Here is a 20,490-nt window from a genome sequence, read left to right as displayed (position 1 = left end):
ATGGCTTGAACCTGCAGTTATCACTCTGACAACTGGGTATGCTTGAGCACCTGACTGGTCAGCTTGTCATTGCCGCGAACCGGTCCGACAATGGCCAGCTCTCCATCTACATCCTTGCGGGCGACCAGCACGACAAATTCCGACTCACCTGCGTCAATATCTCTCAATTGCCGTGACGGTGCCGAGCGCAGCTTCGCCAGCAGGCATTCGCCGATGGCGCGCGCTTGGGACAGCAGGCCAGGCGACTTGCCTGTTTCGCGTTCGGCATAGACAATGGCTTTCAGCCCGCCGGCATGCTGACCGAGAAAATCTGCAAAAGCACCCTTTTCGATAGCGTTGCGCGCTGCATATTTTAGCGCGGCGGCATATTCTGTCAGGCGCGTCTTGTCATATCCGGCACCAAATACCAGTTTGACAATCGGCGTCATCGGCGCCCGCTCCTGGACCACCAGGCCGGAATCTTTGAGCAGCATCTGGTAATCTTCTGGATGCAGCTCGGTCATCAGGTAGAAGTCATAAGCGTGGCTGATCGCGGCATAAAGCGCCGCACGACTGCGCTGCTGGCAATGGGCCGCATTGTCGGCACTGCTCCGTGCAGCGGACAGCCAGTCAGCCAGGCTTGCATCCTCGGCCGGTTCGTCGGGAAATGGCGGTTCGACTTCATCCTGCACGATTTCCAACTCTGGCGTGAGTTCCAATTGCGGTATCGCTTCTTGCTCATCGAGATTGGCCGAATGCGGCCCATCTTCCCAGACGGGTCCCGCTATGATCCGCGCCGGGGCGGACAACATTGCTTCCGTTACCTCATCTTCAATGTCCAGCCGGACGGCATCTGTGGCGACTTCTTTCCAGTTGATCACACCATAGATGAAATCAATGGTTTCATCGTCGGTCGAGAAAGGCAGCAGGATACCGCGATACATGATTGTGGCATCCTGCTGGTTCACGAATTCGGCTTCAAAACCAATAGGCGCCTGATTGGCGATAATCTGCAGAAAATGGTCAGTGATTCGCGACAGCAGAGAGCGTGCTGGTACATCGGCTACTGTGGTGATCGAATCATCAATCTGGCACTCTTCGCGCAACGATCGGCCGAGAAACTGGATCGTTGGATTTTCTATACCATTGGTGAAGTCGAGCAATACGCTATTCGGTCCAAAATCACTGTCGGTTTCAGGGGACAGATCCTCAACGCTGGGAAACTGCCGTTCCCCCAACAAGCCTGCCCAGAAATTATAGGCACGCACATGCATACGGCGCTCATCCTGACCGATGGTCGGCGGCGGTTCCACCGCGCAGTCATCATCCTCGAAGGCCGTATAGTCGGGTGCCGAAGCCACATCCTGACCGTTCAGTTCGCCGTAATTATCTAGGTTTTCCATACTGCCCCAATGCGGTTGCGTCGATTTCACAACGGTCTGCACTGCTCATGGTAAATATCTGGTAAATTTCATGGCCATCCCTTTTGGCCTGAATGGCCGGGAGCTATCAAATGGCGCGCAACGACCACTCGAAATAACAATCACACGGACTTGTCACAGCAATGCTCTGCTGGTAATGGCGCGCGATCGCTGAAAATGCATCGGGCCTGCGCTCATTCATTTCATCGACGCCGCTTTAGCTCAGTTGGTAGAGCATCGCATTCGTAATGCGGGGGTCAGAGGTTCGAATCCTCTAAGCGGCACCATATTTCAATTTGCTGCTCTGTGTTGCGCGGCATCCAGCTGACAAGACTATTTTATCCTAAATTCCAGTCGGTTCGCGCTGCAGACTTGGCCCAGATTGCGGTCACATACCGCTCGGTATGGCAGAGATACGCGACCTTATGCGATTGCCGAAACCAACCAGGCTTTTCCTTGCATCATCACGCCTTTTCCCGGCTGGTGGTGCTTCGCGAACACTTCTGTCAATTCTTTGCTGGCCGCTGCAAATATCGCATCGCCCTTGTCCCTCAGCGCGCGTCCAACGGCCATGGATGCGAAAGCAAATTCGACGGCTTTCTCCGGCGTTGCGCCGATACCACCGACGGGTTGCAGACCTTTATAACCGACAATATCGACATCGGTAAACCCGCTGCTGTCCAGTATCTCGCCCAGATATTCGAGGTCTTCGAAGGCAAACGGCCCGGGCGCGCGGGGAACCGCTGGTGGAATTTCAACATGATTTCTCACGACGCCCATCATTTCCATCATCCACAGATTCTCGCGCGGCGGTCCCCATACCGCCAGATCGATACGGCCACCTTTGCGGACCAAAGCATGCAGGTTTGAAAAGGCGCTAACCGGATCTTCGAAAAACATGCTGCCAAAGCGGGAGAAGAGGCGGTCATAAGGCGCTTCCGGCAATTTGACAGTCGACGCATCGGCGCAAGTGAAATCAATGTTGGTCGCACCGCTTTTCATTGCCCGCTTTCGTGACGCCGCAATCAGGTCGGGTGAAATATCGACGCCCATGACTTTGCCGGAAGGAGCAACCGCAGTTGCAATAGCAATCGTCGTCGCGCCACCCCCGCAGCCAAGGTCAATCACCATCTCGCCATCCTGATAATCGGCCCGGGCCAGCAATGCGTCGCCGATCGGAGCAATCATTTCTTCGAACAGGGAAAGGCTAGCGAGCCATTTCAATCCCATTTCACCGGCCCAGTCTTCAGGTTTCAGCTCTTCAGGCTGCTTGTTTGAAGTGCTGCTATCATTGCTCATGACAAATTTTCCCTTCCTACAGAATTTTCGCAAAACCGGCGGTTCCGCTGCCGGCCAGTGGTTTTTCAGTCGAAGTGCCGAGCAGGGTGGCTGCGGCCATAACCCGTTTCGGGTCTGGCTGGTCGGTCAGCAAGGCTTCCATCGTTCTGACACAGAGACGTGAGGCGTCATCGGCAAGATCGTACCAGATCTGCTTTCCCTCACGGCGTGTTTTCACGACATCTGCCTGCCTCAGAGCCCCAAGTTGTTGGCTGAGCGCCGGCTGGCCGATGCCCGTAGCCGCATCAATTTCGCTGACGCTGCTTTCGCCGCGCAGCAGATAGGACAGGATCATCAACCGCTGCGGCTGGGCATAGATTTTCAGCTTTTCGGTTGCCTGATTGGCCCGATCACGGCTTTCAAAGATCGCTGTCATGGGGTTTTTACCAGATGGCAGAACCAGTCATCTTCACGGACGGTTTCTTTTGCCGATAGTGCCGGTATCGCGAGCACGTCATCTCCGGGCCGCCACCCTTCCGGCGTCAGCACATCTTTCTCTTCCGTCAGCTGGAGGGCTGCCAGCAAGCGAAGCATCTCTTCGACGGACCGCCCGACATTGTGCGGATAGCATGTGGTCGCCCGGACAATGCCTTCGGGATCAATAAAATAGCTGGTCCGCATCGCCGCAGAGTCGGAGGCATTTTCGTCGATCATGCCAAAGGCACGGCCCACCGCCATGCTCGGATCTTCAACGATCGGGAAAGGTATCTTGACGTCAAACCTGTCTTCAATGGCGCGGACCCAGGCGAGATGGGCGTAAAGGCTGTCCACAGACAGGCCCAGCAAAGCGCAGTCCAGCGCTTCGAACTGCTCCTGATGGCGCGCGAGAGCGACAAATTCGGTCGTGCATACCGGTGTGAAATCGGCCGGGTGCGAGAAGAAGAGCAGCCACCGGCCGCGATAGTCAGACAGTTTAACCGGTCCATGGGTAGTGCGTGCCTGAAAGTCCGGCGCCCTGTCTCCAATACGCAATGACCCTGACTTTACCCGCAACTCGTCTGACATTAATTTCGGCTCCTCTCGAGAATTGGCAGCGTTGGCATATTGACGCAACACATATAGTGTATTACATAGTTTATGTAAATATGAATTTGAGGAAATATCTATGACTGATTCGGTATTGATTCATGCGGCAGAGCAGATCTCCCATGCGCAGCGCAATATCCCGGTGATCAAGGCATTTTTTGATCAGCCGACATATACGGTCACCTATGTGGTGCATGATGCCGAGACCAAATGCGCCGCCATCATCGACAGCGTTTTTGATTTCGATCCGGCTTCCGGCCGGACCTCGTTCGATTCCGCCGATGAAGTGATCGCTTATGTGAACGAGCATGGTCTGAAGGTCGAATGGCTGCTCGAGACGCACGCTCATGCCGACCATCTGTCGGCTGCGCCCTATCTGCAGGAAAAGCTCGGTGGCAAGATCGCCATCGGCGAGCATATCGTGACGGTGCAGGATGTATTTGGCAAATTGTTCAACGCCGGAACCGAATTCCAGCGCGACGGATCGGATTTTGATCATCTGTTCGCCGATGGCGACACGTTCAAGATCGGCAATCTCGATGTGACGGTAATGCACGTTCCCGGCCATACGCCTGCGGATATCGCCTATGTCATAGGCGACGCGGTATTTGTCGGTGACACGATGTTCATGCCGGATTACGGGACGGCCCGGGCTGATTTCCCCGGGGGCGATGCGCGCAAGCTCTACCAGTCAATGCGGCGCCTGCTGTCGCTGCCCGATACGACCCGCCTGTTCATGTGCCACGATTATCTGCCTGCTGGCCGGACCGAATATGTCTGGGAAACCACCGTTGCCGAACAGCGGAAAGGCAATATCCATGCCCATGACGGCATCACCGAGGACGAATTTGTCAAAATGCGGACCGAACGGGACAAGACGCTGAATATGCCGCGGCTGATCCTGCCCTCGGTCCAGGTCAATATGCGGGCCGGCCATCTGCCGCCGGAAGAAGACAATGGAGTGCGGTACCTCAAAGTTCCGTTGAACGGCGTCTGATGCTCGCTGCATTTCCCCATGCCATGCCGCTGGAAGGCCTGATCGGCGGACTGATGATCGGCGTCGCCGCCGCATTGATGCTGCTCGGCCTCGGCCGCATCGCCGGAGTGAGTGGACTGGCGGCGCGCGCCACCGGCATTGCCGATAGCGGAGCGCCGCGCGGCATAGCCATCGCCTTCGTCATCGGCCTGCCGCTGGGAGCGCTAATCATCTCCGCGATGACCGGCGGTATCGAAACCCGCTTTCCGCCATCGGTCATTCCGCTGATCATCGGCGGCCTGCTGGTCGGCTATGGCACGCGGCTTGGTTCCGGCTGCACCAGCGGCCACGGCGTTTGCGGCATGTCGCGCCTGTCCCCGCGCTCGTTGATCGCCACGGCAATTTTCATGGCCAGTGGTTTTGTCACGGTCGCGCTGATGCGCGCAGGAGGTTTCTTGTGAGACAGATATTGGTCGCTCTTTTTGCCGGAGCATTATTCGGCGCCGGCCTTGCCTTTTCGGGCATGGCCGATCCTGCGCGGGTGCAGGGATTTCTCGATCTCTTCGGCCATTGGGACCCGACGCTGGCCTTTGTGATGGGCGGAGCGATGATTCCGATGGCATTTGCCTGGATCGTCCAGCGACGGCTCGACAAGCCTTTTGCCGACGCCCATTTCTCGCTGCCCGGCACCACGCTCATCGATCGTAAACTGACAATCGGCGCGGTATTATTTGGTGCCGGCTGGGGCATTGGCGGCCTCTGCCCGGGGCCTGGTCTGGCCGATCTGGCGATCAATCCCATGCCCGCCCTGGCCTTCGTTGGCGCATTGCTGGCGGGCATGATCGTACATCGGGTTACCAGTTAGCAAAAGACACGACCATGAAGGATGTCCAATGACAAGCAAGCCAGAAATCACGAAGTTGAACGACGCCATAAGCGTATCGCCGCAGCTCGAGCTTGAACATGTCGCGGCACTGGCGAAAGCCGGCTTCAAGTCGATCATCTGCAACCGGCCCGATGCAGAGGAAGGCGATCACCCTCGTTCCGATGCAATGGCTGGGGCGGCAAAGAAATCCGGTCTGCAATTTGCCTATGTTCCGGCGGTGTCCGGTTCGATCACCGACCAAGACGGCGAGAAAATGGCTGCCGCGCTGGCGAACCTTCCCGCCCCGGTCCTTGCCTATTGCCGTTCGGGCGCACGGTCGACGAAACTGACCGAAATGGCGCAGGCCAGTTCAGCGAAGACCCCGTCAAAATCCAGCCGCTTCAATGTCGTGGTCGTCGGCGGTGGCTCCGCCGGTATCGCCACCGCGGCCAGCATGCTGAAGCGCAACAAAAATATTTCGCTGGCGATCGTCGACCCGGCCGACGACCATTATTACCAGCCCGGCTGGACGATGGTCGGCGGCGGCGCCTTTTCTGCGGAATTCACGCACCGCAAGGAAAAGGATCTGATCCCTGCCCGCGCGCAATGGATAAAATCTGCGGTCAGTTCCTTTGATCCCGAAAACAACTCCGTCCTCACGGCTGACGGACAGGAAGTCGGATATGACGTGCTGATCGTCTGCCCCGGGATCAAGCTAGACTGGGAAGCGATTGACGGCCTGCCCGATACGCTGGGCAAAAACGGTGTCACATCCAATTACCGCTTCGATCTCGCACCCTATACCTATCGCCTGGTCAAAGACATGGCCGGCGGGACTGCCCTGTTCACCCAGCCGCCGATGCCGATAAAATGCGCCGGCGCGCCGCAAAAGGCGATGTATCTGTCCTGCAGCAAATGGGAAAGCCAGGGCGTCCTGAACAATATCGACGTCCAGTTCCACAATAGCGGTGCGGCGCTGTTCGGGATCAAGGAATATGTGCCGGCGCTGATGGAATATATCGAGCGCTACAACGCCCATCTGAACCTTGAATCCACGCTGGTCGCAGTCGACGGTCCAGCCCGGATTGCGACATTTGAACAGAAACAGGGTGAAGAAACCAAAAGGGTCGAAGTGAAGTTCGACATGATCCATGTCGTCCCGCCGCAAATGGCTCCCGATTTTGTCCGCTCTAGCCCGCTGGCAGCGGAAAGCGGCTTTGTCGATGTCGACCCGGCCACTCTGCGACACACAAAATATGCCAATATATTCTCGCTGGGAGATGCGTGCAGCGCCCCCAATGCCAAGACGATGGCAGCGGTCCGCAAACAGGCCCCGATCGTTGCGGTCAACGCTCTGGCTGCTCTGGACGGCAAGCCGCCCGTGGCCGACTATGATGGCTATGGCAGCTGCCCGCTGACCGTGGAGCGCGGCAAGGTCGTGCTGGCCGAATTCGGCTATGGCGGCAAATTGCTGCCGAGCTTCCCCAACTGGCTGATCGACGGCACGCGGCCATCGCGGCTCTCGTGGCTGCTCAAGGACACGATCCTGCCACCGGTCTACTGGCATGGCATGCTCAAGGGGCGGGAATGGATGGTCAGGCCCCACCGCATCGGCGCGGAATAAGACAGCCGCATGAAAATCTCCCGCTATTTGCCGATCCTCGATTGGGGCAGCCGCTATAACAGCACCACATTGACCAATGACGGTGTGGCCGCGATCATCGTCACGATCATGCTGATCCCGCAAAGCCTGGCTTATGCCATGCTCGCCGGATTGCCGCCGGAGATCGGGCTCTACGCCTCGATCCTGCCGCTGATTGCCTATGCGATATTCGGCACCAGCCGGACCCTGGCGGTCGGACCGGTTGCGGTGGTGTCGCTGATGACCCTGACCGCCGCCAGCGCCGTCGCTCCTCCCGGCAGCGCCGAATTTATCGCGGCCGCTTTGGTACTGGCGCTGCTTTCGGGCCTGTTCCTCCTGCTTCTCGGCATATTCAAGCTCGGCTTTCTGGCCAATTTGCTGTCCCATCCGGTGGTGTCCGGATTCATCACCGCCAGCGGCATCATCATCGCCACCAGCCAGCTGAAATCGATATTCGGTATCAAGGCGAGCGGGGCCGCCATGCCCGAACTGGTTTCCAGCATTGCCGCGACCATCGGTACAACCAATATGCCGACGCTGATCATCGGCGTCTCTGCGACCGCCTTTCTCTTCTGGGTCCGCAAGGGCCTGAAGCCATTGCTGATGCGTCTTGGCCTTCCGGCCCGTCCGGCCGAACTGATCGCCAAGGCCGGACCGATTGCCGCCGTCGCCGTTTCGACCCTTGCGACGATCCTGTTCGATCTCGAGGCCCAGGGGGTCAAGGTGGTCGGCGACATCCCGCAAAGCCTGCCGCCCTTCTCCGTGCCCCTGATCGATATGGAGCTCTGGAAAACGCTAGCGATACCGGCGTTATTGTTGAGCATCATCGGTTTTGTCGAATCCGTCTCTGTCGGCCAGACACTGGCGGCCAAGCGGCGTCAGCGGATCGACCCCGATCAGGAACTGATCGGCCTCGGTGCAGCCAATATCTCGGCCGCTTTCTCGGGCGGCTATCCGGTCACCGGCGGATTTGCCCGTTCGGTGGTGAATTTCGATGCCGGCGCCGAGACGCCCGCCGCCGGAGCCTTCACCGCGGTCGGGATCGCCTTGGCAGCGCTGTTTCTCACCCCGCTTCTCGCATCCCTTCCCATCGCCACGCTCGCCGCGACCATCATAGTCGCCGTGCTGAGCCTGGTTGATTTCAAGACCCCGCAAACGATCTGGCGCTATTCGAAAATGGACTTTGCCGCCATGGCGGCGACAATCATTGTCACTCTTCTCGCCGGCGTCGAGCCGGGCGTGATCGCGGGTGTCGGCCTGAGCCTCGCGCTATTCCTGTGGCGCAGTTCGCGACCCCATGCCGCCATCGTCGGCCGGGTCCCCGAGACCGAGCATTTCCGCAACGTCAATCGCCACAAGGTTTTCACCGACCCCAGAATATTAACTATCCGCATCGACGAAAGCCTGACCTATCTCAACGCGCGCTGGCTGGAAGAATTCATACTTGAGCAAGTCGCCGAACAGAAGACCGTTCGCCACGTCATATTGATGTGCTCGGCGGTCAATGAGATCGATGCCTCGGCGCTGGAAAGTATCGAGGCGATCAACCACCGGCTCGAGGACGGCGGCATTTCGCTGCATCTGTCCGAAGTCAAGGGTCCGGTAATGGACCGGCTGGATCGCTCGCATTTTCTCGACCAATTGTCGGGTAATGTCTATCTTTCGCAAAATGGAGCCTATTCTGCACTAATTGCAATTGCGGACAGCGAAGACAAAGCCGACAGTCCGGTTGATATTTGGAGCGCAAGAGGCCTGATATGATAGAAAATGATCTCGCCATTAATCTGGCCAGAGTACAATTTGCCTTTACCGTCAGTTTCCATTTCCTGTTTCCGGCCTTCACCATCGGCATCGCCAGCTATCTCGCTGTTTTGGAGGGCCTCTGGCTGAAAACCGACAAGGGTGTTTACGCCAACCTCTACCGCTATTGGCTGAAAATATTTGCCGTGGTTTTCGCCATGGGCGTCGTGTCCGGCATCGTCATGTCCTACCAGTTCGGCACAAACTGGTCGGTTTTCTCCGACAAGGCCGGACCGATCATCGGCCCGCTCATGGCCTATGAGGTGCTGACCGCCTTCTTTCTGGAAGCCGGTTTCCTCGGCGTGATGCTGTTCGGCATCAACAAGGTCGGACGCAAGCTGCACTTCGTCGCCACACTGGCCGTGGCGATCGGCACCTTCATTTCCGCCTTCTGGATCCTCTCGGTGAACAGCTGGATGCAGACGCCGGTCGGCTATGCCATCAACGATGTCGGCCAGTTCGTACCCGCCGCCGGCTGGTGGGATATCGTCTGGAATCCGAGCTTCCCCTATCGCCTCGTGCACACGGTGCTGGCGGCCTATCTGACCACCGCCTTTGCCGTCGGCGCAGTCGGCGCCTGGCATCTGCTGAAAGACAGGACCAACCCCGGCGCCCGCAAGATGTTCTCGATGGCGATGTGGATGGCGGCGCTGATCGCACCGGCCCAGATATTCATGGGTGATTTGCACGGGCTCAACACGCTCGAGCATCAGCCGGCAAAAGTTATGGCCATGGAAGGCCATTATGAGAGCCATCCCGATGGCGCCCCACTGATCCTGTTCGGTATCCCCAACAGCAAGGAAAAGCGCGTCGATTATGCCATCGAAATACCCAAGGCGTCCTCGCTGATCCTCAAACATGATCTCAATGCGCCACTGGCCGGGCTTGATACGATTCCCGATCAGGACGAACCGCCGGTCGGGATCGTCTTCTGGTCGTTCCGGATCATGGTCGGCCTGGGTTTTGCGATGCTGGGAATCGGCCTGTGGAGCCTGTTCGCCCGTTCGCGCAAGAAACTCTATGACTGGCCCTGGCTGCACCGCGCAGCCATTGCGATGGGGCCGTCAGGGTTCATCGCCGTGCTGGCCGGCTGGGTAACGACCGAGGTCGGGCGCCAGCCCTTCACCATCTATGGCCTGTTGCGTACCAGCGAGAGCGCCGCGCCGCTGGACGCGCCGGCCGTCGCGATTTCGCTGCTCGCCTTTGTCGTCGTCTATTTCATCGTCTTCGGTGCCGGCATCGTCTATATTTTCAAGCTGGCAGCAAAAACGCCCGAGGCGCACGAACCGACGCCCGACGACGCCCCGATCCGTTCGGCCGGGATCACCCCGGCGGCAGCGGTGCTCGAAGGCGATCATGAAGAAGGAGCAGCGTCATGAACGGCATCGACCTGACCGTCATCTGGGCTGGCATCATCGCCTTCGCCGTGGTCGTCTATGTGATCATGGACGGGTTCGATCTCGGCATCGGCATATTATTTCCCAATTTCAAGGTAGGGCAGGATCGCGATACGGCGATGAACAGCATCGCGCCGGTCTGGGATGGCAATGAAACCTGGCTGGTATTGGGCGGCGGCGGACTATTGGCCGCCTTTCCGCTTGCCTATGCGATCATCCTGCCAGCCCTTTACGCGCCGCTGATCGCCATGTTGCTGGGCCTGGTCCTGCGCGGCGTGGCCTTTGAATTCCGCTGGCGCGACCCGGCCCATCGCGCCCGCTGGGATTTCGCCTTTACCGCCGGATCGGTCATCGCGACCTTTGCGCAGGGCGTCACGCTTGGTGCCTTGCTGCAGGGGATCACGGTCGAGGGCCGCGCCTATGCCGGTGGCTGGTGGGAATGGCTGACCCCGTTCAGCCTGCTCACCGGCTTCGCTCTGCTGGCTGGCTATGCCTTGCTCGGCTGCTGCTGGCTGATCTGGAAAACCGAAGGCCCTTTACAGCGCCAGTGCTACAGCTATGCTGGCCGCCTCGGCATCCTGCTGCTGCTCGCCATCGCCGCAGTCAGCATCGCGACGCCGTTTCTGGAGACCGAATATTATACCCGCTGGCTCGCCTATCCCGGCGTCATCGCGACCGCCCAAATCCCCCTCGCGACGCTGATCATCTCCATTTTGTTTTTCCGCAGCCTGTCCAAACGCCAGGAAGCTGCACCCTTTTTCTACGCCCTCGGACTGTTCGGACTGAGCCTTGTTGGCCTCGCGGTTTCGATGTGGCCCGATGTCATCCCCGGCCGGGTCACGATCTGGGAAGCCGCTGCCCCTTATGAAAGCCAGATATTCATGCTGATCGGCGCGGGCATCATGGTACCGGTCATCCTCGCCTATACTGCATGGGCCTATTGGGTGTTCCGCGGCAAGGTCGGATCGGACGGTTACCACTAGTGGCTTTTGATCCGCTCTCGTCCAACGGAAAGACTGCGGATGGCGCACCCTTGCCCAAGCGCCTGCTCTGGATGCTGTCTTATTGGACGATGGGCGTCGCAGTCGTCGGTACGGTTGGCTATTTCATCCGTTTCTGGATCAAGACCTGAGGCATCGTCACGGTTCGGTCAGTCACCTAGTGCGCCTGGTCCCAGCTCTTGCCGGTGCCAATATCCACATCCAGCGGCACGGATAATTTCACCGCCGGTTCCGCCGCACCGGACATCACCGAACGGATCACTTCGCTGGCAGCTTCAACATCACCCTCGGGCAATTCGAAAACCAGTTCATCGTGGACCTGCATCAGCATCTGGACCTTGCCCAGGCCGGCCTCGGCCAATGCCGGCAGCATTCGAGCCATCGCCCGCTTGATGATGTCCGCACTGGTGCCCTGGATCGGCGCGTTGATCGCAGCCCGCTCGCTGCCCTGGCGTTCAGCCTGATTGGGGGATTTGATCCGCTCGAACCATGTCTTGCGACCGAATAATGTCTCGGTATAGCCGGTCTCGCGAACCGATTGCAGCGTCTTCGAAATATATTGGTTGATGCCGGGAAAACGCTCGAAATAGGTGTCGATCATATTCTGCGCTTCGTCCGCATCGACCTCGAGCCGCTTGGCCAGACCCCAGCGCGAAATGCCATACAGGATCGCGAAATTGATCGTCTTGGCCCGAGCGCGTGCATCACGGTCTTCCGTGCCGAACAGTTCGCGCGCGGTTCGGTTATGGATATCCTCGCCGTTTGCAAAAGCCTCTTTCAGCGTCTCCACATCGGCGATATGCGCCGCCAGCCTGAGTTCGATCTGGCTGTAATCGGCAGCGAGAATGACATTGCCCGGCGCAGCGACAAAGGCCTGCCTTATCTGCCGCCCGATCTCTGTTCGGATCGGGATGTTCTGCAGGTTCGGTTCGGTCGAGGACAGTCGTCCGGTCTGTGCTCCGCTGAGGCTGTAGGACGTGTGCACACGCCCTGTTTTGGTGTTGATCTGTTCCTGCAGCGCATCGGTATAGGTGGATTTCAGCTTCGCCAACTGCCGCCAGTCGACGACCTTCTGCGCAATCGGTTCGCCGTCTCCAGCCAGCCGCTCGAGCACGGTTACATCGGTTGAATATTGCCCCGACTTGCCCTTCTTGCCGCCTTTCAGGCCAAGCTTGCCGAACAGGATTTCGCCCAATTGCTTGGGACTGCCAATGGAGAAAGGCTCTCCGGCAAGCTCATGAATTTGTGCTTCCAGCTTTTCCATTTCCTCGGCAAATGTCTTGGACAGCCGCGCCAGTTCCTCGCGGTCGACCAGCACGCCGGTGGCCTCCATTCCGGCGATTACCGGCACCAGCGGCCGGTCAACCATCTGATAGACGCGGGTCGCCCGTTCCGGGACCATCCGCAAGCGCAGGATTTCCCAAAGGCGCAGCGTGACATCGGCATCTTCCGCGCCATATTCGGTCGCCTTGTCAAGCGGCACTTCGGCAAAGCCGATCGCCTTCTTGCCTGTACCGGTGATCGATTTGAAACTGATGCACTCATGACCGAGATGTAACTTGCTGAGTTCGTCCATGCCATGGCCGTGCAAGCCGGCATCGAGATTGAAGCTCATCACCAATGTGTCGTCAAACGGCGCAATCCGGATATCATGCTGCGCCAGCACGCCCATGTCATATTTCAGATTCTGCCCGACCTTGAGCACCGCATCATTCTCGAGCAACGGCTTCAGCCTGGCCAGTGCTTCATCCAGACCGATCTGATCCGGGGTCTCGCCAAACATATCGCCGCTGCCATGGCCGAGTGGAATATAGCAGGCTTCGTTGGGGCCAGTGGCCAGACAGACGCCGACAATCCGCGCGGTCACGCTTTCGAGACTGTCGGTCTCCAGATCGACCGCACAGACGCCATTTTCAGTCGCACGAGCGATCCATTGATCGAGCGCCGCCATTGTCTGCACGCATTCATATTTCGACCGGTCAATAGCCGGGGCATCCGGCAATTTGGGAACCGGGGCGGCCGAAGAATTGTCCGCCACATCGGGGTTTTGCGGCTCGACATGGCCATCGCCGCCAAGTTTCTTGAGCAGACTGTTGAACCCGTGATCCGCAAGAAATTCGCGCAGCGGCGCATCGGGAATATCCTGAATGAGGAAACTCTCCAGCGTGTCGGGCAGCGGGCAATCGTCCCGCAAAGTCACCAGCACCCGCGACAATCGTGCCTGATCGGCAAATTCGATCAGATTATCGCGCATCTTGGATTTCTTCATCTCCGGCGCGGCGGCGAGCACGCTTTCAATATCACCAAATTCGTTGATCAGTTTTGACGCGGTTTTCGGCCCGATACCGGGAACGCCGGGGATATTGTCCGAACTGTCGCCCATAAGGCCGAGCACATCGCCCAGCTTCTCCGGACCGACGCCAAATTTCTCTTCGACCGTAGCCCGGTTCATCCGCGCGTTCTTCATCGTGTCGAGCATGTCGACCCGGCCTTCATCATTGGGCTCGATCAGCTGCATCAGGTCCTTGTCGGACGATACGATCGTGACATGCCAGCCCTTTGCCAGTGCAGCCTTGGTATAGGAGGCGATCATATCGTCGGCCTCGACATTCTCTTCTTCGATCAGGGGTAACGAGAAAGCACGCGTCGCGTCGCGGATCATCGGGAATTGCGGTTTCAGGTCTTCCGGTGCTTCCGGACGATTGGCTTTATATTGATCGTAGAGATCATTACGGAAACTGGTACCCGCCTTGTCCAGCACCACCGCCATATGGGTCGGACCGTCCGCCTTGTTGAGTTCGTCGGCCAGTTTCCACAACATGGTGGTATAGCCATAGACCGCACCAACTGGTTCGCCGCGCACATTGGTCAGCGGCGGCAGGCGATGATAGGCGCGGAAAATATAGGCCGAGCCGTCAACGAGATAGAGATGATTGGGTTTGCTGTCTGTAGGGTCCGTCATAGCCGCCAGCACTAGCAGCGCCGACAGGCTTCGTCATTTCAAATTCCACGTCATCGGAAATTTGAATGCGCCAGGTCCCGTTTGAAATCCTGTGCCTTGTCATGGACCGGACGCGGTTTGGCGCGCATGCCCGGTTCAAACAGCACAACCTGGTTGCGACCGCTTCGTTTCGCGGTGAACAGAGCCGTATCAGCATTGCCCATAAGTGCCGCACGTTGCTGATTCGGGGCGACCTCGGTTACGCCAATACTAACAGTGATCACATGGCGCATATTATGATAGGGCTCGAAAACCGTGTTCTCGATTTCATAGCGAATTATCTCACCGATAATCTGCCCCTCGGGCGCAGTTGTATCGGGCAAGAATACACCAAATTCCTCACCGCCAATTCGACCGACCAGATCGTTCGGGCGCAGCGTTTTGCGGAACACCTTACCAAGCAGGACCAGCGCCTGATCTCCAATCGGATGCCCGAAATTATCGTTGATATTCTTGAAATGGTCGACGTCGACGATCATCAGCACATTCGATATTTCATCGGCACGCATTTGATCCAGCTTGTTAAAAAAGCTGTCCCGGCTGATCAAGCCGGTCAACCCGTCATAATTTGCCCGCTGTTCAAGCGCCTTGTTCGCTTGGCGCAAGTTGGTTTGGGCAATCTTGAGCCGGTTGGTCAGGTGGACCAGTTTGAAACGCTGTTTGGACATATAGAGCCCCAGCGGGATGGTGATCGCCCAGGGTATCAGGAACGACATGTTGAGTGCGGGCCAAAATCGCTCGTCGATTCCGAAAATCAGAAAATATACCGATCCGGTAAACGTGACCGACAATAAAGCGGCTATTGCCGAAAGGATTGCGGTCTGTCGAACAGGCGACAAGCTGGACATATTTGTGTTCATGAAGCGGTTGCATAACGCAGACATGTTGAACGGCTGTGCAGATGCATGGTTAATATAATGGTGTGAAATGGCGCCAATAATGTCCATATCTGGGCCGATCCTTTTCATAGACCGGCGGGACGGCGCGCGAACCAACGGCAATCCGGCAATTTTTCAGTTCACTCAACCTTGAGGCTGACGGTTCTGTGTGCAGCCCATCTGCCTGGCGGCGATGCATACTGCGCAATCAGCCGCTTTGACTTCCCATTTTTGAGCCGCTAGAAATCTTGGACTGGGTCGGTAACTGCCGCGCGTCCCTTAAAGGTGAAGAAACCGACGAGGAGGAAGCAGAATGACCATACCGATTATCGCGGCCGCTGCGGGCGCCGTTCTCATCATATTGCAGGCCATATTGATGATCCTCGTCGGCATGCATCGCATCCGCCATCGCGTCAATCTGGGTACCGGCGATGATCTGGCGCTGGAACGCAAAATCCGTCGTCACGGCAACCTCGCCGAAAATGCCGCGCTGTTCATCGTCATGCTGGCGCTGGCGGAAATGACCGTGGTACCGAATGATGTGGTGCGGATCATCGCCATTGTCTTCATCGTCGGCCGGATCCTGCACGCCATTGCCCTGTCGACGGTTTCCGGATCGCATGGCGCCGAAACCGGCAAGATCTTTCAGGCCTTCCGCGCCATTGGTGCATTGGCCACCTTTGGCAGCTTTATTGCGCTGGGCTCTTATCTGCTCGCCGGTATATTCTAGATATTCACGCTCCACCCGCCTTCAGAAAGACATATTATGACCATTGGCCTCTCCAAAATCCTCAAAGGCTCGACCGCCCAGGCCTTTCGCGGCCTGACCACGGTTCTCACCAAGGCCAAGGCAACAGCCGAAGCCGCTGGCACCGCCGAAGAAGCCTATCTTTCTGCGCGCCTGTTCCCCGACATGAGCGACCTGAAATGGCAGGTGCAGATGATCACCGAATTTGCCGTCCGCGGCGCCGCCCGGATGACCGGCACCGCGCAAGATGATCTGCCCAACCTGCCGATGGAAGGCGAAACATTTGACGCCCTGATTCAGCGGATCGCCGAATGTGCGGAAAAGGTCGCCGCAGCCGATGATGCAGTGATTGATGCCAATGCCGACATGAAAATCACCATGCCGGTCGGTCCGGGACAGACGATGGAGCTCGACGGCGAGACCTATGTGCTCAGCTTCTTCCTGCCCAATCTCTATTTCCACGTCACCACAGCTTACAACCTGCTGCGCATGCAGGGCGTCGCGATCGGCAAGCGCGAATATATGGGCATGTGAGACTGGATCAGTCGGTCCGCTGCGGCCCGCGGCCATCCTGCCACCATTCTTGCAACCAGCCATAAGGTCGCGCCACCGCCCGGCCGCGCGCGTCCCGCGCCGGTTCAAAGCGGAAACGCTGTTCGATCAGCTTGCAAGTGACGGCATCGAGAGCTGGATGACCACTGGATTGCCGGATTCGGCAATCGCTTGCCCTGCCATCGGTACCGACAGTGAAATGCGCCACGACATTACCCCGATTCCCGGCTTTCCAGACCGATTGCGGGATATCCTTGCGGGTAATCGTCCCGGACAGATAGCGCGGTCCGCTGACAATGCCGCCACCGCCATAGCCGTCGCCCTGCCCTCCGCTACCGGAGCCGGGGCCTGGCCGATCCGCGGCACCGGCCATATTCTCGTCCCCGGGACCGGCAACCGGCGCGGCAATCACGGGGGATTCTACCCTGAGCTTGATCTCCGGTATCGGCACCACAATCTGGGTTGGTGCAGCCCTCAAATTCTCTGGAGAGGCTGCCTCTTCCAAGGCTTCAGCGGGTTTTTCGGCAGGAACCGGTTCCGGTGGCAACGGGGGAGTTATATTGATGACCTTGAACCCCGCGGTTACGGTCTTCGCCATATCCAACCCCATGCCGCTGACCAGCGCATAGCCGATCGCGGCATGAATGGTGATCACGCCAGCCATTGATTTGGCACGCTCCTGCCAGCCATTTTCGGTCCGATGATCCATCCATATTATCTAGCACAGAAAGCATGAATATATTCTGGCCACCCACTTCCGGTTTGTTGGCACGCTGATTTTCTGCTAGGATACGTCGGTTCGTGACCGGCGAGATCAGGATGGCTTACCATCGGGGAGCGGACGATTTTTACAGCCGATCGCCTGGGCGCATCTCGAAACTCGGAGCAGCCCCATGACCGACAGCCCCAAAGCCTTTCACATCGTCTTTCTGCTGTTTGACGGCATCACCCAGTTGGATTTCACGGGTCCAGCGCAGGTGCTGTGCCGGATTCCCGGTGCCGTGGTTCACACCGCGGCCAAAGCAATCAAGCCGATACAGACAGATAGTGGCTTCGCCATTCTCCCCTCGACCGATTTCGCGGCGTGCCCGCAGGCCGACCTGCTCTGCGTTCCCGGCGGTTTTGGCACCAGAGATGTCATTCAGGATGAAGCCACGCTGCAATTTTTGCGGAAGCAGGGTGCGCAAGCCAAATATGTGACCTCGGTATGCACAGGTTCGCTGGCGCTTGGCGCGGCCGGGTTACTGGAAGGCAAGCGCGCTACAAGCCATTGGGCCTATACCGCATTGCTCGAAAAATTCGGCGCAACGCATGAAAAAGCGCGCGTGGTCAAAGACGGCAATGTCATTACCGCTGGCGGAGTGACCTCGGGCATCGACTTTGCATTGACCGTGGTTGCGGAGATTGCCGGGCAACAGGTGGCCGAATCGATCCAGCTCAGCCTGGAATATGATCCGCATCCGCCCTTCAACAGCGGCCATCCCGATGTCGCCGACCCCACATTGCTCGCCGCGCTGCTCGAACGGGTTTATGAAAAGCAGGCCTCGGATCTCGCAGATATTATTGATAGGCAATAGTGCGGGAATTTTGTTTTCCGCTTTCACGCTTATCGCGTAAGCGCAAACGGAAATGAGCAGTCCCGAACCCATCGAAAGCAATGCGCCCGCCCGTATCAGCGAACTCAAGCTTTTCCTCTTCGCGCTGTCGACAGCGGCGGTGGTTGCCAATGGCTATTATATCCATCCGCTGATCACGCCGGTTGCCGAGGAATTCGGTGTCAGCGGCGCGACGATCGGGCTTGCCCCGGCGCTCAACCAGATAGCATTGGCGCTCGGCATATTGCTGCTGCTACCGCTGGGTGACCGTATCAACAACCGCGCGCTGGTAACGATATTTGTCGCCGGGCAATTTCTTGCCGTGCTGGCGATGGCTTTGTCGGGAAGCTTCATAACATTTGTCGCCGCTTCTTCGCTGCTCGGCTTTGTCACCATCGCGCCCTATTTGCTGCCCGCCTATGTGACTCGCCGCGTAGGCCCCGGACGGATAGGACATGTTACCGGGATCATGGCTTCTGGCGTGACTCTGGGAATATTGGGCAGCCGGGTCGGCGGCGGCTTGCTCGGTCATTATTTCGGCTGGCGATCAGCCTATTGGGTCGGGGTGGCAAGCATGGTGTTGCTGGTCATCCTGCTGCCGCTGATCATGGAGCGCAAACGGGACGAGAAGCCCTCTGACGCCGTACCGCCGCGTTACAGCGAACTGCTCCGCTCGCTCTGGCCGATCATGAAGTCGCTGCCGGAAGTGCCGCTGGGCGGCCTGATACAGGCGCTTTCCTTCGGACTTTTTCTGGCGCTTTGGTTGGCAATAGGCCTGCATTTGCCGCGCACTGGCTACGGTGTCGATACAGTCGGCTATCTTGCCATCATCGCCATCATCAATGTCCTCGGCTCGCCTTATGCCGGCCGCTTCGCGGACCATATCGGAGCCGAACGCTCCCGCGTCTATTTCTCTCTTGCACAGCTCGCCGGTGCTTGCCTTCTGCCCTTTGCCGGCCATAATCTCTGGCTTCTGGTGATCGCGATTATTTTCAACACCATTGGCGGAGCTTCTGTTGATATTTGCAGCCGGACGATATTGTTCAGCCGCGCACCGGAAATCAGAACCCGGCTGATGACCATCTATATCGTCATCATGTTTATCGGTGGCGGCATATCGAGCTGGCTCGGCGCGGCGGTTTACGAATATGCCGGCTGGTCGGGAATTTCGATCATGGCGATCTGCTATGCACTGACCATCATGGGACTGTCGCTCTGGGGTATGCGCTTCCGGCAGGCCAACGCCTAGATTTTCACCAGCACCTTGCCGATATTGCCGCCGGTGAACAGTTTTCCGTAAGCGGTGAGAACATTCTCGATTCCGTCCGTCACATCGAAGGGCGTGTCGATCAAGCCTTCGTCGAGCCATTGTTTCAGCTCCACCGTCAGCCGCTCGCCCTGATCGGCAAAATCGGGTGAGAAAAACCCTTCGATGCGCAGCCGCTTCATCAATATCTGGTCGAAATGTTCCGGCCCCCGCCCGCGCCCGTCGCCCTCATATTGGGCGAGCAGACCGCACAGCGCAATCCGGCCATAAAGCGCCATATTGGGCAGCACGGCATCGAGAATCGGCCCGCCGACATTGTCGAAATAGGCGTTGATGCCGCCTTCCACTTTCGCCAGCTCGGCGGCGATATCGTCATTCTTGTAATCGATCGCCTTGGTGATGCCGAGCTCCTCTTCCAGCCAGCGGCATTTATCCGGGCCGCCCGCCAGACCATAGACATTCGCGCCCAATATCTTGGCGACCTGGCAGGCCAGCACGCCGGTGGACCCGGCAGCGGCAGAGACCAGCACATTGTCGCCAGCCTTCACACCCGCCGTTTCCTTTATGCCCCAAAGCGCGGTCCAGCCGTTGAAGCCGAGCACGCCGAAATGCTGCCTGATGTCGTCGATATTGTCATCGACCTTCACCAGTCCGGCCAATTCCGGTTGCAGCACGCTATATTCGGCCCATTGCCCGAAACCGCGCACCAGATCGCCCTCGGCAAATCCCTGATGACGCGAAGCGGCAATATGGCCCAGCACCAGCCCGACCATCTTGGTGCCCAGCTCGAGGGGCGGTTGATAGCTGTCCTCGCGCTCGGTCATCCACATCCGGGTGCCGGCATCCATTGACAAATAGGCCGCTTTGACCAGCACTTCGCCATCGGCAAGCTCCGGCATTGCTTCGCTTTCCAGTGACAGCGCGCCCGAGACATCCTGCGCTTCGGGACGGCTGTTCAATTGCCAAAAACGGTTTGTGGTCACGGCTGCTTTCTCCTTGGATCG

The 20,490-nt window shown here is 58.2% G+C and carries 20 protein-coding genes, 1 tRNA gene and 1 riboswitch; of the genes, 13 read left to right on the top strand and 8 right to left on the bottom strand.

All coding sequences use genetic code 11. The annotated features are described in order from the left end of the window. Positions 1 to 20: 20 nt before the first annotated feature. On the bottom strand, positions 21 to 1,382 hold the full coding sequence (locus tag AZE99_RS01390) for a PAS domain-containing protein (RefSeq protein WP_231862664.1): 1,362 nt from the start codon (positions 1,380 to 1,382) through the stop codon (positions 21 to 23). A 229-nt stretch (positions 1,383 to 1,611) separates the two neighbouring features. Here AZE99_RS01390 and AZE99_RS01385 point away from each other — a divergent pair. Then, positions 1,612 to 1,687, top strand: a tRNA-Thr gene (locus AZE99_RS01385). Positions 1,688 to 1,823: 136 nt separating this feature from the next. Here the strand turns inward: AZE99_RS01385 and AZE99_RS01380 are convergent. Genes AZE99_RS01380 through AZE99_RS01370 form a run of 3 tightly spaced genes read right to left on the bottom strand, consistent with a single transcriptional unit; the run spans position 1,824 to position 3,743 of the window. Beyond that, positions 1,824 to 2,699, bottom strand: coding sequence for a class I SAM-dependent methyltransferase (locus tag AZE99_RS01380; protein ID WP_067197357.1), 876 nt, complete (start codon positions 2,697 to 2,699; stop codon positions 1,824 to 1,826). A gap of 16 nt (positions 2,700 to 2,715) precedes the next feature. Continuing rightward, positions 2,716 to 3,114 (bottom strand): ArsR/SmtB family transcription factor, encoded by a 399-nt coding sequence (locus AZE99_RS01375; protein ID WP_067197354.1) that lies wholly within the window; start codon positions 3,112 to 3,114, stop codon positions 2,716 to 2,718. After that, on the bottom strand, positions 3,111 to 3,743 hold the full coding sequence (locus AZE99_RS01370; RefSeq protein WP_067197351.1) for a peroxiredoxin: 633 nt from the start codon (positions 3,741 to 3,743) through the stop codon (positions 3,111 to 3,113). Before AZE99_RS01370 ends, AZE99_RS01375 begins: the two co-directional genes overlap by 4 nt. Positions 3,744 to 3,843: 100 nt before the next feature. On the opposite strand from AZE99_RS01370, the gene AZE99_RS01365 reads away from it, so the two are divergent. From AZE99_RS01365 to AZE99_RS16035, 8 genes are read left to right on the top strand one after another with little or no spacing between them, the layout of a single operon-like run. Further along, on the top strand, positions 3,844 to 4,761 hold the full coding sequence (locus tag AZE99_RS01365) for an MBL fold metallo-hydrolase (RefSeq protein ID WP_067197349.1): 918 nt from the start codon (positions 3,844 to 3,846) through the stop codon (positions 4,759 to 4,761). Next, positions 4,761 to 5,201, top strand: coding sequence for a YeeE/YedE family protein (locus AZE99_RS01360; RefSeq protein ID WP_067197346.1), 441 nt, complete (start codon positions 4,761 to 4,763; stop codon positions 5,199 to 5,201). Before AZE99_RS01365 ends, AZE99_RS01360 begins: the two co-directional genes overlap by 1 nt. Continuing rightward, positions 5,198 to 5,605: a DUF6691 family protein gene (locus tag AZE99_RS01355; RefSeq protein ID WP_067197344.1), complete on the top strand. Its 408-nt coding sequence runs from the start codon at positions 5,198 to 5,200 to the stop codon at positions 5,603 to 5,605. The genes AZE99_RS01360 and AZE99_RS01355 overlap by 4 nt, the downstream gene beginning before the upstream one ends. A 28-nt stretch (positions 5,606 to 5,633) precedes the next feature. After that, positions 5,634 to 7,229 (top strand): bifunctional protein tyrosine phosphatase family protein/NAD(P)/FAD-dependent oxidoreductase, encoded by a 1,596-nt coding sequence (locus AZE99_RS01350; RefSeq protein ID WP_067197341.1) that lies wholly within the window; start codon positions 5,634 to 5,636, stop codon positions 7,227 to 7,229. 9 nt (positions 7,230 to 7,238) lie between these two features. Continuing rightward, entirely contained in the window at positions 7,239 to 9,008 is a 1,770-nt protein-coding gene (locus AZE99_RS01345) for a SulP family inorganic anion transporter (protein WP_067197338.1), read from the top strand. After that, positions 9,005 to 10,426, top strand: a complete 1,422-nt coding sequence (locus AZE99_RS01340) for a cytochrome ubiquinol oxidase subunit I (RefSeq protein WP_067197335.1) — start codon at positions 9,005 to 9,007, stop codon at positions 10,424 to 10,426. Before AZE99_RS01345 ends, AZE99_RS01340 begins: the two co-directional genes overlap by 4 nt. Continuing rightward, positions 10,423 to 11,427 carry a cytochrome d ubiquinol oxidase subunit II gene (gene cydB, locus AZE99_RS01335; protein ID WP_067197332.1) on the top strand — a complete coding sequence of 335 codons (1,005 nt, stop codon included), beginning with the start codon at positions 10,423 to 10,425 and terminating at the stop codon, positions 11,425 to 11,427. Before AZE99_RS01340 ends, cydB begins: the two co-directional genes overlap by 4 nt. Next, positions 11,427 to 11,576: a DUF2474 domain-containing protein gene (locus AZE99_RS16035; protein ID WP_156472047.1), complete on the top strand. Its 150-nt coding sequence runs from the start codon at positions 11,427 to 11,429 to the stop codon at positions 11,574 to 11,576. The genes cydB and AZE99_RS16035 overlap by 1 nt, the downstream gene beginning before the upstream one ends. A 26-nt stretch (positions 11,577 to 11,602) precedes the next feature. Here AZE99_RS16035 and polA read toward each other — a convergent pair whose 3' ends face one another. Both polA and AZE99_RS01325 read right to left on the bottom strand, forming a co-directional pair. Further along, complete coding sequence (gene polA / locus AZE99_RS01330) at positions 11,603 to 14,407, bottom strand: DNA polymerase I (RefSeq protein WP_067203163.1); 2,805 nt, start codon at positions 14,405 to 14,407, stop codon at positions 11,603 to 11,605. A 50-nt stretch (positions 14,408 to 14,457) separates the two neighbouring features. Further along, positions 14,458 to 15,294: a GGDEF domain-containing protein gene (locus tag AZE99_RS01325; RefSeq protein WP_197460221.1), complete on the bottom strand. Its 837-nt coding sequence runs from the start codon at positions 15,292 to 15,294 to the stop codon at positions 14,458 to 14,460. A 343-nt stretch (positions 15,295 to 15,637) separates the two neighbouring features. Between AZE99_RS01325 and AZE99_RS01320 the strand changes: the two genes are divergently transcribed. Beyond that, complete coding sequence (locus AZE99_RS01320; protein WP_067197326.1) at positions 15,638 to 16,054, top strand: MAPEG family protein; 417 nt, start codon at positions 15,638 to 15,640, stop codon at positions 16,052 to 16,054. Positions 16,055 to 16,090: 36 nt separating this feature from the next. Continuing rightward, positions 16,091 to 16,606 (top strand): DUF1993 family protein, encoded by a 516-nt coding sequence (locus AZE99_RS01315; protein WP_067197323.1) that lies wholly within the window; start codon positions 16,091 to 16,093, stop codon positions 16,604 to 16,606. A gap of 7 nt (positions 16,607 to 16,613) precedes the next feature. Here AZE99_RS01315 and AZE99_RS01310 read toward each other — a convergent pair whose 3' ends face one another. Continuing rightward, positions 16,614 to 17,333, bottom strand: a complete 720-nt coding sequence (locus AZE99_RS01310) for an energy transducer TonB (protein ID WP_067197320.1) — start codon at positions 17,331 to 17,333, stop codon at positions 16,614 to 16,616. A gap of 82 nt (positions 17,334 to 17,415) precedes the next feature. After that, positions 17,416 to 17,499: riboswitch (ZMP/ZTP riboswitch) on the top strand. Positions 17,500 to 17,517: 18 nt separating this feature from the next. Between AZE99_RS01310 and AZE99_RS01305 the strand changes: the two genes are divergently transcribed. Together AZE99_RS01305 and AZE99_RS01300 are read left to right on the top strand one after the other, a co-directional pair. Beyond that, positions 17,518 to 18,201: a DJ-1/PfpI family protein gene (locus AZE99_RS01305; RefSeq protein ID WP_067197317.1), complete on the top strand. Its 684-nt coding sequence runs from the start codon at positions 17,518 to 17,520 to the stop codon at positions 18,199 to 18,201. 52 nt (positions 18,202 to 18,253) lie between these two features. Continuing rightward, the gene (locus AZE99_RS01300) at positions 18,254 to 19,468 is read left to right on the top strand and encodes an MFS transporter (protein ID WP_067197315.1); all 1,215 of its coding nucleotides are present in this window, start codon (positions 18,254 to 18,256) and stop codon (positions 19,466 to 19,468) included. Here AZE99_RS01300 and AZE99_RS01295 read toward each other — a convergent pair. Then, a complete protein-coding gene (locus AZE99_RS01295; RefSeq protein ID WP_067197313.1) occupies positions 19,465 to 20,469 on the bottom strand; it encodes an NADP-dependent oxidoreductase in 1,005 nt (334 codons plus the stop codon). The two genes, AZE99_RS01300 and AZE99_RS01295, sit on opposite strands and share 4 nt — an antisense overlap. Positions 20,470 to 20,490 lie beyond the last annotated feature (21 nt).

Source organism: Sphingorhabdus sp. M41 (genome assembly GCF_001586275.1).
In the GTDB taxonomy this organism is placed as follows: domain Bacteria; phylum Pseudomonadota; class Alphaproteobacteria; order Sphingomonadales; family Sphingomonadaceae; genus Parasphingorhabdus.
Note: the sequence above shows the minus strand (reverse complement) of the source record. Positions and strands in the feature narration are given on the sequence as shown.